This is a genomic window from Ruminiclostridium cellobioparum subsp. termitidis CT1112 (assembly GCF_000350485.1).
Taxonomy (GTDB): domain Bacteria; phylum Bacillota; class Clostridia; order Acetivibrionales; family DSM-1351; genus Ruminiclostridium; species Ruminiclostridium termitidis.
In genome coordinates this window covers 14,676-30,405 of the sequence record NZ_AORV01000045.1, presented here as the reverse complement: position 1 = coordinate 30,405, position 15,730 = coordinate 14,676, and the positions used below count along the sequence as shown (strand labels likewise).

General features: G+C 40.6%; 12 protein-coding genes. 11 read left to right on the top strand and 1 reads right to left on the bottom strand.

Translation table 11 applies throughout. The features are described 5' to 3' along the window. Positions 1-51 precede the first annotated feature (51 nt). From CTER_RS16705 to CTER_RS16685, 5 genes are all read left to right on the top strand, one after another. A complete protein-coding gene (locus CTER_RS16705; protein ID WP_004627454.1) occupies positions 52-1,584 on the top strand; it encodes an ABC transporter substrate-binding protein in 1,533 nt (510 codons plus the stop codon). A gap of 200 nt (positions 1,585-1,784) precedes the next feature. Continuing rightward, positions 1,785-3,116 (top strand): acyltransferase domain-containing protein, encoded by a 1,332-nt coding sequence (locus tag CTER_RS27070; RefSeq protein ID WP_004627379.1) that lies wholly within the window; start codon positions 1,785-1,787, stop codon positions 3,114-3,116. A gap of 35 nt (positions 3,117-3,151) precedes the next feature. After that, positions 3,152-5,485 (top strand): AraC family transcriptional regulator, encoded by a 2,334-nt coding sequence (locus CTER_RS16695; RefSeq protein ID WP_004627383.1) that lies wholly within the window; start codon positions 3,152-3,154, stop codon positions 5,483-5,485. Positions 5,486-5,640: 155 nt separating this feature from the next. Beyond that, positions 5,641-6,222, top strand: a complete 582-nt coding sequence (gene rbr, locus CTER_RS16690) for a rubrerythrin (protein WP_004627444.1) — start codon at positions 5,641-5,643, stop codon at positions 6,220-6,222. Between the two features lie 284 nt (positions 6,223-6,506). Continuing rightward, entirely contained in the window at positions 6,507-7,706 is a 1,200-nt protein-coding gene (locus CTER_RS16685) for an iron-containing alcohol dehydrogenase (RefSeq protein ID WP_004627371.1), read from the top strand. Positions 7,707-8,248: 542 nt separating this feature from the next. On the opposite strand, the gene trhA is transcribed toward CTER_RS16685, so the two are convergent. Continuing rightward, on the bottom strand, positions 8,249-8,893 hold the full coding sequence (gene trhA, locus CTER_RS16680) for a PAQR family membrane homeostasis protein TrhA (protein ID WP_004627466.1): 645 nt from the start codon (positions 8,891-8,893) through the stop codon (positions 8,249-8,251). 411 nt (positions 8,894-9,304) lie between these two features. Here trhA and CTER_RS16675 point away from each other — a divergent pair, with 411 nt between their 5' ends. The 6 genes from CTER_RS16675 to CTER_RS16655 all read left to right on the top strand — a co-directional run bounded on the left by CTER_RS16675 (position 9,305) and on the right by CTER_RS16655 (position 15,626). Next, positions 9,305-11,134, top strand: coding sequence for an AMP-dependent synthetase/ligase (locus CTER_RS16675; protein ID WP_004627395.1), 1,830 nt, complete (start codon positions 9,305-9,307; stop codon positions 11,132-11,134). Between the two features lie 199 nt (positions 11,135-11,333). After that, a complete protein-coding gene (locus tag CTER_RS28900; RefSeq protein ID WP_004627436.1) occupies positions 11,334-11,978 on the top strand; it encodes an MATE family efflux transporter in 645 nt (214 codons plus the stop codon). A gap of 17 nt (positions 11,979-11,995) precedes the next feature. After that, positions 11,996-12,694, top strand: a complete 699-nt coding sequence (locus CTER_RS28895) for an MATE family efflux transporter (RefSeq protein WP_004627387.1) — start codon at positions 11,996-11,998, stop codon at positions 12,692-12,694. Positions 12,695-12,761: 67 nt separating this feature from the next. Further along, positions 12,762-13,412, top strand: coding sequence for a ribosome biogenesis GTP-binding protein YihA/YsxC (yihA, locus tag CTER_RS16665; protein ID WP_004627442.1), 651 nt, complete (start codon positions 12,762-12,764; stop codon positions 13,410-13,412). A 19-nt stretch (positions 13,413-13,431) separates the two neighbouring features. After that, on the top strand, positions 13,432-14,688 hold the full coding sequence (locus tag CTER_RS16660) for a DUF445 domain-containing protein (RefSeq protein ID WP_004627417.1): 1,257 nt from the start codon (positions 13,432-13,434) through the stop codon (positions 14,686-14,688). Between the two features lie 80 nt (positions 14,689-14,768). Continuing rightward, on the top strand, positions 14,769-15,626 hold the full coding sequence (locus tag CTER_RS16655) for a cation diffusion facilitator family transporter (RefSeq protein ID WP_004627409.1): 858 nt from the start codon (positions 14,769-14,771) through the stop codon (positions 15,624-15,626). Positions 15,627-15,730 lie beyond the last annotated feature (104 nt).

Here is a 15,730-nt window from a genome sequence, read left to right as displayed (position 1 = left end):
GGAATGTCAAAAGCATTCTTTTAATAAAAAAATATTTTTAGGAGGTACAAAATGTTAAATTTGAAAAAGGCTTTATCAGTTATTGTTGTACTGGCACTCAGCACATCCATGCTGATAGGCTGCGGCAAAAGCTCCGGGCAGCCTGCGGCAGAAAGCACAAGCAATGCCGGAACAAACAGTACCGCAGCTATGTCAACTGAGACCGGCGGCGGTGTTCCGAAGGATTTTGTGGAACTGAAAGTACTTTATCCCGGTGACATGTCGGGACGTATGGAAGACTTCCTCAACAATGAGTATAAAGACAGGTTGAAAAATGATCTTAACATGAGCCTGGAAGTCATGTATTCACCCTGGGATCAGTATTGGAATAAAAAAGATATGATGCTGGCGGCAAATGAGCAGATCGATTGGTACTGGGACGGTTTTTCAAACTTAAGCCAGATAACTTCCAAAAATCAGAACATTCCTCTGGATGACCTTCTGAAATATGCACCCGACCTTCTGAAGGCAATACCAATGGAAAACATAAATGCGGCTAAAATTAACGGCAAAATAATGGGCATACCGGCAACAAATGCTCCAACATCGGCAATGCTGCAGCAGGTTGATATAAGACAGGATTTACTTGAGGCCGTTGGGATGAGTGAAATTAAAACTACGGCTGACCTGAAGCAGTTCGGTGAAAAAGTAAAGGCAAAATATCCGGATATGAATGCCGGTTCCCATCCTGTCATTTCGGCTCTGGCAAGAGAGTTTTCAGACCAGGGACTTATATTTATAACCGATTCCTTCATGTTGTGCGCCGGACAGGATGACAATAAAATATACAGCTTCTATGAAACCGATGCGTATAAAAAGCTTTGTGAGTACAATAGAGAGCTGTATCTGGAAAAACTCTATACCGATGATGTCACCATCAAATATAACGAAGGCGATGCCAGAATGAAGACCGGCAAGTACATTTGGGGAGAGGCATCCCTGGGCAAAAATCTGGAAATAATCCAGGATGTGAGAAAGAATGCTCCCGATGCAAAATTGGAAACATACCTTATAGCCCCTGAAAAACCGAAGTACAGAGCATCTCCCAGTGGTGAAGTGATATGTATCTCCCCTACAAGTGCCAACCCTGAAAGAACCGTTATGTATCTCAACTGGATATTCAAGAATCAGGACAATTATCTCACAACTATCTACGGTGTAAAGGATAAGGACTACAAAATAGAAAATAACAGAATAAAACTCCTGACCAACGACAGTTTCTTCTATGAGTGGATGTTCAGAAATGTAAATTACCAAATGTTTACCGACGATGTAAGCGATAAGTATATTGAAACTTATAAGAACTGGGATAAGGATTCCAAGCTTTCAAATACCTTCGGCTTCGTATTTGATTCCTCTTCGGTAAAAACAGAGGAAGCCAGGATTAAGGATGTGGTAGGAAAACAACTGGTTCCCATGTCCACAGGGTTTATTGATTCCAAAGATAATTACGAAAAGGCAATGAAAGCACTGAAGACCGCGGGCATAGACAAATACAGAGAAGAGTGCCAGAAGCAGTTTGACGCATTTCTTGCAGGAAAATAAAACTGAATATACCAATAAAAATAAATAACCCAATGAATAACATTAATAAATAATATCAATAAATAACTGCCATAAAGTACATGCCTGAAATTTTACAGCTCATCACAGGAGCTTCAATATAATTTCAGGCGTGTACTTTTAATCGGGTTCCATTTACCCAAGTAATACTGCTTCTAAAAAATTTACGGAGGTTCCGAGCAATGAAGACTTTTACCCAAAACGATAAAGTTGTAGAGATACTGGAAAATTTTTATGAAACCCTGAAAACTGCAAGGATAGTTGAGGATTACATACCTGAGAAATCTCTGGCGGAATTTTTTATGAGAGATAATACTGATTTCTTAAAATTTGAATTTGTCAGTGAGGCAAATTATTATTTGCAGCTTCCCGGAGAAGCCATTGATGACTTGGCAGAATTGGTTGACAAAATATTTGCCAGCGGGGAACTGATCAAATTTGTACAGTATTGCCATCTCAGGATTTATCACATGGAGGAATATGATGAAAAAAGGATCCTTGATCCTTACAGGCTTAAGGAAATACTTGGAGAACAGGCCAATTTGCTGCCGGTATTGATTTTAATATCAGGTATTCATGGTACAATTAATTATTATAAAGCCAAGGGTATTGAAAATGAGATTTTAATAGCTACACTCAAGACCTTGAAGGATTTCATGTGCGGCTTTAAAAGCAGGTATGGCTACTGGGGGATCGATGATTTTAAATGGCTGACTCACTTTTTTTATGGCAGAATTTTCAGAATCGGGAGACTTAATTTTTATCCCAAATACTTTGAGAGCAGGTTGATTGTATACCGGAATATCAATAACGGCAGGGTATGTGCCCTATCGGAACCGGGGGTCATATATATGAGCGACGGCAAAGTTATTGGAACCAACGGAATATTTAATACTGAAAATTCCTTTGCAGCAGGGCATGAAGAAGATGACGGCTGCATATGCGGCAATCCCGTTTTGCCCTCGGGACATGCCCTGAAGGAGACGGTCAAACTGCCAAAGAATGAATGGATGCAGGTTCTGTCCAAAGGCGATATTGTATTGGATATACATATTCCGGGAGGAACCGGGCTGGACAATGAGGAATGCAGAAGGGCTTTTGTTGACGCAGTTTCCTTCTATAAAACATATTTTTATCACCAGGAATGCAGGGGATTTGTGTGTGAGTCCTGGCTGCTGGACCCTCAAATGCAGCGGTTACTTCCAAAGACTTCAAATATATTCAGGTTCCAGCGGGAATTCTACCTGTATCCGGTGCTTTCGGATGAAAAACAGACTTTTCAGAATTTATTCGGTGCCGGGCATACCGACTTAAGCAAAGTGAAAATAGTTACAAGTCTTCAGGCAGCTGTGGCCGATTATATGAAAAAAGGCAATCATATGTGTATGGGCGGAATGTTTATGCTGGAGAGTGATTTGAAAAATTGGGGAAGTGAGTTTTATCAGAAGGATTTCAGCTGGATGCTTGACGGGGGACTGAAAAATTATCTTGATAAAGTATATATGCAGGGGTAATATTAGTTTACAAAAAACTCAAAGGAAGGCTGTGTATGATTAATAGAGAAGTTCTTTCAAGTTCATTAAGGTCAAAGAAACTGCTAATAAAACTTCTTTTAAGTTATTTGGGAACCGCAATAGTTGCGGTATTATTAATCACATTGCTCAATACTTATTGGGTAAAGAATGAGAGCATCAAGGATATCAATTCCATTACCGAGCTGGCACTTTCAAATATTGCCGTGCTGGGGACAAACATGTTTGAATCCACGCAAAACATGGCTTTTGTGCTATATAACGATCCCTATGTGAAGAATTTGCTGAGTTCCAGTGAGATTGACGGATTGGATATCATGGGTGTCACCTATGATATAGAAAGACTTAAGATATCCAATCCTTCTATTTTTTCAGTATACGTATGGAATAAAAACTCAATAGTTTTTAGAACCAGCAGGGGAATCGGCTATGAAGAAAGCCATGAAACCATATCTGAAATTGTAAGGGAAGGACCTGTATTATATCCCGTTCCGAGAAGGATAAGCAATAACAACGACAAACCGGTGGACGTATATACAATAATTTATCATGAGCCGGGACTCGGAGATGATTCCGCAATTGTACTGAATATTGATGCCAATGCACTTTATAATCAAGTCTATACCGAGTTTTCCAAACCTCAGCAGGATATTTTTATTGTTGATAAAACCGGAAAAGTTTTATTACATAATGATATTGAAAGATTATCGACAAATATAAAAAATGAAACCTATTTCAGAAACGCAGTCGCTGCCGGCCGCAGCTCGGGAAGCTTCAGTGTCTATGATGGCGGACATAACTGGGTATATAACTACGTTATTGCAAAAAACAAAAAGTATATCGTATTTAGTAAAAGTGAATATAGCATGCTGTTCAGCAAGGTCACCAAAATCAGAAATACAATCCTGCTGACCTGTTCTGTTGTTCTTGTGCTTATTTTTTTCCTGTCAATAATGCTGTCAAGATGGCTTTATACACCTATAAACAATGTATTCAGCAATATAAGCGTGCTTTTTAAAGGTTCAAATATAAGTCAACCCGATAAGCCTGAAAACAATGAATATAAATTTATTTCACAGGCGGTTGGAAGTCTGGTTCAAAGGTTGAATACCCTGGAGAAGGATAATGAGTCCAACTTTAATATCATGCGCACGGCATTTTTCAAGTCGGTGCTGACCGAACCCGGCAATATTAATAAGGATATATTCCCTGATAATATATTGAAATACAAGATCCTCAATTCAATCAATGGCAATTACTGTATTATTGTAATGAGGCTGGATAACTATAATGATTTTCTTTTGAATAATAATAAAGAGGCTATAGACTTTCAGCTGAGCTCAATAGGTAATATCTCCTCCGAGACCCTCAAAGAAATTTCAACCAGTACTTATTTTGTTATGGACAATGAGCATTTGGTTCTGGTCATATCAGACATAAACAGGGATAACACAGGGTATGAAGAAGAAATCACAGAGGCTGTGGAGCACGCTCAGGATTCCATACTCAAATTGCTTAATATAGGTATTACCATTGGAATAAGCGGAGTATCCAGTAATATTTTTGACATTAAGGATAAATACGATGAGGCCTTTGGTTTTACAAACTATAGATTTATATATGGCAAAAATACTATTTTTACCGGAAAAACTGTTAAAATCAAAGAGATGGAAAAAGATAAGGTGAATCATTATGCAAATGCCATATTGAATTCTATTAAGAATGGCTCAAAAGATGCCTATTGTGACTTTATCTTCAAATATTACAGCCTGATCAGGAACTGCAGCTATGACAAAATTGTCAAATTGTTTTTTCAGCTTGCCAATTCCATACTGCATTTGCCGGAGGAGCTCCAAACCTCTCATAAGGGCAGTATGGAGTTTGATATTCAGGACATATATGCAAAGATCAGGAGTTTTGAAAGTTATGAGGATTTAATAAACTGGTTTGAAGAATTATTTGATAAAACGGAAACCATCCTATGCAATATAAGGAATAAGAAAAATCCTGATCTGGTTGAACAGGTTTTAAAATATATAAACGAGAATTACAGAGACAGCAATATATCTGCAAATATCATAGCCGATAAATTATCCATCACCCCCCAGTATTTCAGCAAAATTTTTAATGAGTATGCCGGTGTCAGCTTCCCGGATTATATCAATAATGTCCGCCTGGAAAAGGCCAAGGAACTCATATTGTCAAATGAAAAACTGAATATTGGCAGTATATATGAAATGGTAGGCTATAATAACAGATCTTATTTTACCTCATCCTTTACAAAAAAATATGGTATTTCTCCCGGCAGGTTCAGGAGCGAAATAGCTAGCAAAAAAATAAGCGAATCCTAGTGCGCAAGCCTTATCTATAATATGCCGTTTTGCCAAATTAACTCCTCGGTTAGAATAATTTGCTTCATGTTGGTAATAATATAGGCTAAATTATAAATGAAAGCAAAAATAATTAATTACTTAATTATTTTTGCTTTCTCATTAGGAGGAGTTATATGGGTAAGTTAGCAGGCACCGAGACATCCATAAATCTCGCAAGAGCATTTGCCGGAGAATCACAGGCCAGAAACAGGTATACTTTCTATGCCGAATATGCCAAAAAGGAAGGACATGCCGTAATCGAACAGGAGTTTAAGACAATAGCCGAAAACGAGCGGGCTCATGCAAAAGTGTTTTATGATCTGTTGGTGGACGGTATGGGCGGACCCAGCAATGTCAATATTGATGCCGGATATCCCTTTGAGACGGGGGATACGTTGGCAAACCTCAATGCGGCAGCTCACGGTGAACACGAGGAACATTCAAAGATATATCCGGCATTTGCAGATGTGGCTAAAAAGGAAGGCTTTCCACAGGCTGAGGCTGCTTTCAGGATGATAGCCAACATTGAAAAAGAGCATGAAAAAAAGTTCAAGCAGATAGCCGAGGAGTTGAACAGCAAAACCCTGTATCAAAAGAAAGAACCGGTTCAGTGGGTTTGCGCCAACTGCGGACATATTCATCAGGGAACCGATGCACCGGGTATATGTCCGGTTTGTAAATATGCGCAGGGGTGGTTTGAGGTAAAAACCAATTAACTATTAAATATAATCATTTATATAAATGGTTATATTCGCTATTTGGAATTAATAGAAATTATAGATAGGAATAAAATTAGTTAAAAACTTAACAAACTTAAGATAACCGTCGGAATTTTGAGATCAATACAGTTATTTTTGCTGCATTGATCTGTAGAAAGAAAGATTGTTAAATAATAAACGAAAACATCGTTGTTTTTTTAACAATCTTTATCTATAATAATTGTAGGATAACAAATATAGTTTATAAACCAAAATTAATTATAAACAGGAGGTAAGAAATTATGTGGGAAAACAAGATTGACATTAATCAGGTTGTGGAAATCAGAGCAAAGACAACTGCCTTTTTCGGAGTGGGAGCCATTAACAAGATGGAGGATGTTGCTAAAAATTTGTCCTCCAGAGGCGTTAAAAAGGTTATGGTAATGACCGGAAAGAGCTCACATATCAAAACAGGTGCGTGGGAGGTAACAAAGAAAGCTCTTGAAGCAAACGGAATAGAATATTTACTTTACAGCAAGGTTACTCCAAATCCCACTGTTGATCAGGTTGATGAAGCGGCTGCAGAGGCAAAAAGCTTTGGAACCCAGGCCGTTATAGCTATCGGCGGAGGAAGCCCCATCGATGCTGCAAAGAGTGTGGCAATACTTATATCATACCCGGAAAAGAATGCTACAGAGCTTTACGAGCTTAAATTTGCTCCGGACACGGCTGTGCCATTGGTTGCAATAAACCTTACCCACGGTACCGGAACCGAAGTTGACAGGTTTGCAGTTGTAAGTATACCTGCCAAGGAATACAAGCCCGCAATTGCATACGACTGCATTTATCCCGTATATGCCATTGATGATCCGGCTCTGATGACCAAGCTGCCAGCCGATCAAACCCTGTATGTTTCCATAGATGCAATAAATCATGTCGTCGAAGCTTCAACAAGTATTGTTACAAACCCATTGGCCATATTGCTGGCAAAGGAAACCATCCGTCTGGTTGCCAAGTATTTGCCGGTAGCCGTAAAGGAGCCTGAAAACCTTACGGCAAGATATTATCTGTTGTATGCATCATTAATTGCAGGAACATCCTTTGACAATGGATTACTCCACTTCACACACGCACTTGAGCACCCGCTAAGTGCTGTAAAGCCTGAATTGGCACATGGCCTTGGCTTGTCAATGCTGCTGCCGGCAGTAGTTAAGGAAATATATCCTGCTTCAGGAGAAATTCTGGCAGAAATATTCGAACCCATACTTCCAGGCCTCAAGGGAACAGCAGATGAAGCCGACAAGGCTTTTGCGGGCATCAGAAAGTGGCTTAACGAGACCGGTGTTACTGCAAGTCTGAAGGATGAAGGCTTTGATGAGAGCGTGGTTGAGAAACTGGTCAACCTGGCATTCGAAACTCCAAGCCTTGACGGACTGCTGGCAATAGCTCCTGTCAAAGCAACAAGGGAAGCGGTAAGGAACATATATACAAATTCACTTTAATGGATATAAGAAAGCTTACCCTCTATTGACAATGTACAATACGTTTTTGAGAGGGTAATTTGCCCTGCGGCTGCGTTGAAGCTGCTTACAAGGCAAAATAGCCGGTGTGAGGCGTGTTGTACTTTGTCAATAGAGGGTAATATACCATGATACTAAAGCAGCTGCTTACAGGCCGGTAAGCAGCTGCTTTATGTATTAATTGTTACTCTCAGCTTAAAAGGATTTTTCATGCTATGTTACATCAGCAAATTATAAAGTACGCAAGTACAAATTAAAATCAATGGGAAGCTTGGTTAAAAGGATTTGTTAAAATTGTAGGCGAATCACAAGTATTTTATCCGTCAAAGTGACAGGAGGTCACTTTGAGCATCAACTCGAAACAGGATGTTGAGTGTTGTGCGACGGCAATAAAATACGCGTGGTAAGCCCGACTATTTCAGCAAATCCTTTGGGAGCAATCCATTGATTTAATTTAGTACGGGAGTACTTTTAATCACTATTTGTAACATAAAAATCAATAAATCTGAAAGCTGAGCGTTAAATTAATACATAAAGAAGCATATCCCTATATAATGCGTCAACACACCTAAAAACACGAATATATGCCATACCATATGATGGTATTTAAAGCCCTTCTTTGCATATATGGCGGCACCTACTGTATAGAAGATGCCTCCGCCGAGAATCAGCCAGAAAAGCACCGGATTTGCCTTCTGAAAGAAAAGCGGCATGAAAATTACCAAACTCCAGCCCATAATAAGGTATATCATCAGGGATATTTTGGGTATGGATTTTTTTGAAATGGATTTATACAAAATACCGAACACAACCATTAACCACTGGATTGAAAGCAGGACTATCGCCTGCCAGCCTCCTATTACCGATGCGGCAATGGGAGTATATGTACCTGCGATTGCTATGTAGATGCAGATATGGTCCATTATCTGCATAACCCGTTTATGCGTTGTATCATGTTCCATGACGTGATAAAAGGTTGACATCAGAAACATAAGAAAAATGCATATGCTGAATATTGTCACGCTGGCCACGTCCACAAGGGAACCTTTGGTATATGCGGTGATAATAACAAAAGGAAAAGCAGATAATACCAATAGTGCCGGAATACCATGGGTTACCGCATTGGCAACCTCTTCTCCAAAAGTGAGTTTAACTGTTTTTTTAGGCATATTACAATCTCCTAAGAATTATCATTATTTTATAGTAATTTATAGTAATAAATTTAGCACTGTTGAACCTGAATTTCAATTATTTCTCTCCTGTATTTTTAAAAGCGAATAAAAAAATAACATAGTGGAAAATTAATACATATGCAATTTGGTTTGAAATTAACCTGTTGCGTCAATTAAAGATTGACTCTCAACTTTGCAGCTAAAATATTATGTTGATTATATTGGTACGGGAATACAACTTCATAAGCGTTGGTGTATATTTGGCAAAGTCGGTCAACTAATTGACACAATGCGTTAAATTCATTTGGAATAAATTGATAGATTCATTTGATTGCATTTCTGGAATAGAATATAATAATTATAACCAGGTAATAATTATAGTGTTAATTTATGTTCCAAGGAGATTATATGAACAAAAAAGGAATTGTACTATCTGAGGTAGACGGCAGAAAAACCGTGACCGGACTGGGTTATTATGAAACTGAGACAGTAAGAGATTTCAAGCAGCTGGTTAAGAACAGTATTCAAAAGTTCGGAGATAAGGCTGCTTTTAAATTTAAGGCAGACGGAAAAATTAAAGTTAAATCCTACAGGGAATTTGGAGATGAGATAGATGCTCTTGGCACAGCCTTGCACGGTCTGGGGCTTAAGGATAAAAGAATTGCGGTGATAGGTGAAAACAGGTATGAATGGGCTGTAAGCTTTTTTTCGATAGCAAACGGTACAGGTGTGGCTGTGCCACTGGACAAGCATCTGCCCGAGGTGGAAATTGAGAACCTCATCAGCAGGGGCCGGGTTGATGCCATCATTTACAGCAAACATTTTTATTCTGAAATGCTGCAGCTGGCCAAACGAGATACCGGCATCCAGCACTTTATATGCATGGATGAGCTGGAAGGCGGATATCCCTCAAACTTCCATAACCTTTCAAAGCTTATGGGTGAAGGCAGAGAGCTGCTGAGAACTGGAGACAGGAGCTTTATCGATGCAGTAATCGACCCTGAAAAACTTTCACTTTTGCTCTTTACTTCGGGAACTACAAGTATGGCGAAGGGGGTAATGCTGAATCAGCGGAATGTCTGTTCAGATGTCAGTGCCGTCACATCGATAATCAAGGTATTCCCAAATGATGTGCACCTGTCAATTCTTCCGCTGCACCACACCTTTGAGCTATCGGCAGGTATGCTCTTTATGGTGAAAAACGGTGTCACTGTCGCTTATGCCGAAGGTATCAAGCATATAGCAAGGAATTTAAAGGAATTCGATGTCACTCTGCTTGTGGTGGTTCCTGCCATACTGGAGGCAATGTATAAAAAGCTTCAGGAGGGTTTGAAAAAGGCCGGTAAAGCCGGTACGGTTAAGACCCTGGGCAGGGTTTCAAATGCTCTGTCGGCAGTGGGGATAGATATCAGAAGGAAGCTGTTCAAAAAAATCCTTGAGCAGATAGGTCCCGGTTTGAGGCTTGCCATATCGGGGGCCGCCCCTATTGACAGGGAAATAATACATGGCTTCGGAACCCTGGGATTAAAGGTTATCCAGGGATACGGGCTGACCGAAACCTCGCCGGTGGTTGCTGCCAACAATGACTTTTACAATAAGGCCGGAACTATAGGGCAGCCAATGAAGGGGATTGAGATCGCAATAGACAATCCCGATGAAAACGGCATGGGAGAAATCATCACAAGAGGCCCCAATGTAATGATGGGGTACTACGAGGATGAGGCTGCCACAATGGAATCTATTGATGATAAAGGCTGGTTCCACACCGGAGACCTTGGTTTCATTGATGATGAGGGGTTTACAACTATAACGGGAAGGGCAAAATCAATGATTGTATTCACCAACGGAAAGAAAGCCTTTCCGGAAGAGTACGAAATGCTGCTGAATAATATTGAAGGTGTCAAGGAATCCTTTGCATGGGGAAATACCGCTCCTGACGGAGATATTCAGGTCTGTGCCAAAATTGTCATTGACGAGGCGGCTCTGGCCGAAAAGTGGGGCAGGAAACCCGGTGCCGAAGAAATAGCAGAAATGGTTCAAAGGGAGATCAAGACTCTGAATCAGGATATTCCCCAATATAAAATAATACGGTACTTTGTATTAAGCTATGAGGAGCTTATAAAGACCACAACCCTGAAAATAAAAAGGCCCGTTGAATACAAAAAGGTATCGGAACAGCTGCTGAAGGCCGGCACCAATATGAGAAAAGCAAATGGTAAAGTCATAGAACAGATTTAGCATTGCTTATCATTCAACCCACCTGTCATTCAACAGGTGGGATTTTTTATTATACGGGAAAGTATAAATTTTTCGCCTTTGTTCTGTCCGGACAAAAGAAAGAAGCAGATAGCATTTTAAGCTTTGGTGTAGTATAATCACGTGAGGTAAATATTTTAATTATAAAACATATATAAATCAAATTTTATTTGGGGGCATAATGAAAAAAGCAGTATTTGGAGATAAAACTTTTTATTATAAACTGATTACTCTGGCAATACCTGTTATAATGCAAAACCTGATCACCTCCTCACTTGCCATGGTGGACAGCGTTATGGTGGGAAAGCTGGGAAACGAGCCTGTGGCGGCAGTTGGCATAGCAAACCAGTACGGCCTGCTCGTATTTCTAATATACGCGGCTATTCACAGCGGAGCGGGTATTTTCATAGCACAGTTCTGGGGCAAAAAGGATCATGAAAACATAGGCAGGGTGGTTAATGTGGGCGCAGCTCTGGCAGCGGGTGTTTCATTGATATTTTCATTTGCAGGCGTCCTTTTTCCTGCCCGGATAGTGGGTATTTTTAATACAAACCCGCTGGTTATCGAGTTGGGCTCGGATTTTTTAAGAATTTTCAGCTTCAGTTTTGTTTTTGCCTCTGTCAGTTTTGGCATAAGTGTAAATCTGCGAAGCATAGGCAAGTCAGCCATGCCCATGGTGATCAGCGGAATAGCACTGGGAATAAACACACTGCTCAATGTTGTCTTAATATTCGGTATGTGGGGCTTTCCAGCCATGGGGGTAAAGGGTTCGGCAACCGCAACACTGATATCGAGAGTGATTGAGATGGGGATTTTTTGGTTGTAAGCTGGAGATATTATGATATGCTGCGTATAAGAATAAAGGTGTTGAGGACGGTCACTTCCGAACTGTTTAAACGTGTAATAGCAACCATGATCCCTGTAATACTGAATGAAATATGCTGGGGACTCGGTTTTGCGGTATATTCTGTGGCGTATGGAAGGATCAGTACCGAGGCCTTTGCCGCAGTTCAGATAACAAACAATATAACAAATCTGTTTTTAGTGGCAGGCTTTGGAATGGCAAGTGCCTCGGCTATAATGGTGGGACATGTTATAGGCGCGGGAGAAGAGCACAAGGCAAAAGAGTATGCCTGGAAATTTGTCAGGCTCTGCCTGCTGGGAGGAGTCGTGCTGGGCGCCGCACTGTATTTTATCGCACCTGCGGTGGCAAACCTGTTTGAGGTTACGGCAGATGTATTGAGAACGGCAATAATAATACTCAATATCAATGCCTTCATTATCCCCATACGTCTGACGAATATAGTATCAATTGTGGGAATATTAAGAGGCGGAGGGGACGCAGGCTTTGCATTTAAGGCAGAAGGCCTGACCATGTGGCTCATAGGGGTTCCCCTGGCTTTTATCGGGGCGTTTGTCCTGAAACTGGACGTCCAGTGGGTGGTACTGCTGGTAATGGCGGAGGAGCTGGCCAAGATGGCTGCCTCCGTAATAAGGCTGAAATCAGACAAATGGATAAAAAATGTAGTAATAGAGGTATAATTATATTAATTCAATAATAGTGCAATAAATAATAGTGAATAAATAATAGTGCAATAGGAGATTAAATATGATAGTTAAAAAGGCAGAACATGTGATAACGGCTGTAAAGCCGAACCAATACCCGTCTACCGGTTATCCCGAAATAGCTTTTGTAGGCAGATCAAATGTAGGGAAATCATCAATCATAAATACCCTGGTGAACAGGAAAAGTCTTGCGCGTGTTGGCGGAACACCGGGAAAAACCAGACAGATTAACTTTTATAATGTAAACGATACTTTTTATCTGGTGGATTTGCCCGGGTATGGTTTTGCCAATGTTTCAAAGGAAATGAAAGCCTCATGGGAGAACATAATAGAAACATATTTGTACTCAAGGAAGGAGAACAATCTTAAACTGATAGTACTTCTTGTGGATATCAGGCATTCCCCAAGCAAGGATGATATTACCATGAATCAGTGGATCAGAGGCTTTGGACTGAATACCTTGATAATTGCCACAAAGGCCGACAAAATATCCAAATCGCAAATTAATTTGAGAATCAATGATATAAAGAAAGTATTGCAGTTGAGCAATACCGACAAAGTATTACCATTCTCCTCGGAAAAGCGTATTGGAATTGAAGCCGTATGGAGTGAAATAGATGAAAAGCTGAGGAAAGTACTGGAGGACAGCCTGAAGCTGAACGATGGGGCTGCTGAAGCTGAGATGGACGAATAGTTTTTTTGGAGCTGTGAATATGGAAAAATACAATTATAAAAATGAAGAAATAAAACTTAGAAAAAAGCTTAGAAATATGAGAATTATTTCGACTTCACTGCTGGGATTTATGACAGTTACTTTTCTAGTGATGAAACGGTATGAGGACAGAGGTCTTTTGTTCTCTTCCATCACTGCTTTTGCGGAGGCGTCAATGGTTGGAGCTCTGGCCGACTGGTTTGCGGTGGTTGCTCTTTTCAGGCATCCTCTTGGTTTAAGGATAATACCGCACACCGCCATCATTCAGAATAATAAACAGAGAATTGCAAAGGCGTTATCCAATTTTGTAATTTCAAATTTTTTTACTCCCGAGCTTATCAGGTCCAAACTTGATAATGTTGGATTATCTTCAAAGGTTTCGGAATATATTACTTCCAACAGGGAAAAATTATCCCGGGGGATAGCGGCCAGGCTTCCCGGTGTTATCAACCCGGTTGTGGATGACTCAAAACTTAAGCTGTATCTGACCGCTATGATCAACAAAAAGGTAGAGGAAATCAGGCTATACCCTGCTCTGGCTGCAATTATAGGCCCGGTTACCGAAGGAGGCTATCACAAGCCGCTGGTCAAGGCACTGCTCAATGCTACATATAAATATATCGAGGACAATAAGGAAAAAACACTGCTTGTGCTGGGCGGAATTAACAAGACACTTGCCATGCCTATCATAGGAGATATCATATACAAGAAGATACTTGACTATCTGGTGGAACAAATTGATGCGCTCGACAACGACGAGGATGCCGCCATAAACAAGCTCATTAATTCCGCACTTCCAAAGCTGCTGGAGGATATGCGCAATGATGAAGAACTGATAGAAAAAGGGGAACAGCTGAAAAACCGGCTGATCGAATCACCGGTTTTCAGCAGTCTGCTTGAGAGAATGGTTGAGGTTTTGTCCGAGTTTAAAAATTCGTTTTTGCAGGATGAGGAGAGGTTGGTTAAAAAAGTCGGCACTGTACTGGATATGGCCGTTAACGGTATAGAGTCAAATCCCGGCCTGAGAGGAAACATCAATACTGCTGTCATAGAGCTGGCAGGAGGAATGGTAGAGCTTTATGGCGATAAGGTGGGGTCACTCATATATGATACCATGGACAGCTGGGAAACCAGGGACATGGTTGATAAACTTGAGGTTCAGGTGGGTGCCGACCTCCAGTATATAAGAATAAACGGAACGGTTATAGGTGGCCTGGCAGGTCTGGCCATCCATCTGCTGACACAGTTTTTGTACTGATGGTATATCTATCCGATACATGTGCGGAGTTTTAAAAATAAATTTCCTTGTGATATAACAAAGGAGGGACAGGAGGAGTGATGGACAGATTTAAAACAACCAAAAAGGTTGCAGTGCTGGGCATTGCGGCAAATATATTCCTGCTTTCGATCAAGCTGGCTGCCGGTTTTCTGAGCAGGAGCCAGGCTATGATAGCAGATGGCTTCAACAGTGCGGGAGATGTTTTTGCGTCGGTTATGACTCTGGTCGGGAACAGTATTGCAAGCAGGCCGGAAGACAGTGACCATCCCTATGGGCATGGCAAGGCCGAATATATTTTCTCCATGATAATAAGCCTGTCCCTGATGTTCATATCCATTACCATATTCAGAAGTGCCCTGTCTTCAATAATCAATAAAGCCGCTTTTGAAACCTCGTGGTTTCTTATTACTGTGGCCATTGTTACCATAGCAGTAAAACTCTCGCTTTTTCTTTATACAAACCGTGTGGGAAAGGTGCTGGACAATTTATTGGTACTGGCAAACTCCGAAGACCACAGAAATGATGTGTTTGTAACAACGGGAACACTGCTTGGCATCTTAATGGGGTATTTCGGCTTTAACTGGGTGGATGGTGCTGTGGGTATAGGCATCTCTCTCTGGATATTTTATACCGGCATAAAAATATTCATCAGTTCCTTTAAGGTTTTAATGGATACCGACATTGACCCTGCTTTTAAAGCAAATACCTATGCGCTTGTGAAAGGCATCAGCGGTGTGGATCACATCGACAGTATAAATGCAAAGCCTGTGGGCGCAGGTTATATATTGCTTATAAAGGTGTCTGTAGACGGTGAAATGTCTGTAAACGAAAGTCACAAAATAGCCTCTGAGATCAAATTCAGGGTCAAGGATATCAAAGGTGTCAAGGACGCGGTAGTTCATATCAATCCCTGCTGATATCACTTTTTTTGTTGAACCATACTACATCACAGGTTCTTATATCGTAGCTGATATTATGTTAAATATGGAAAATAAAATTTTATTGTTTAGCTTCCTTGAGC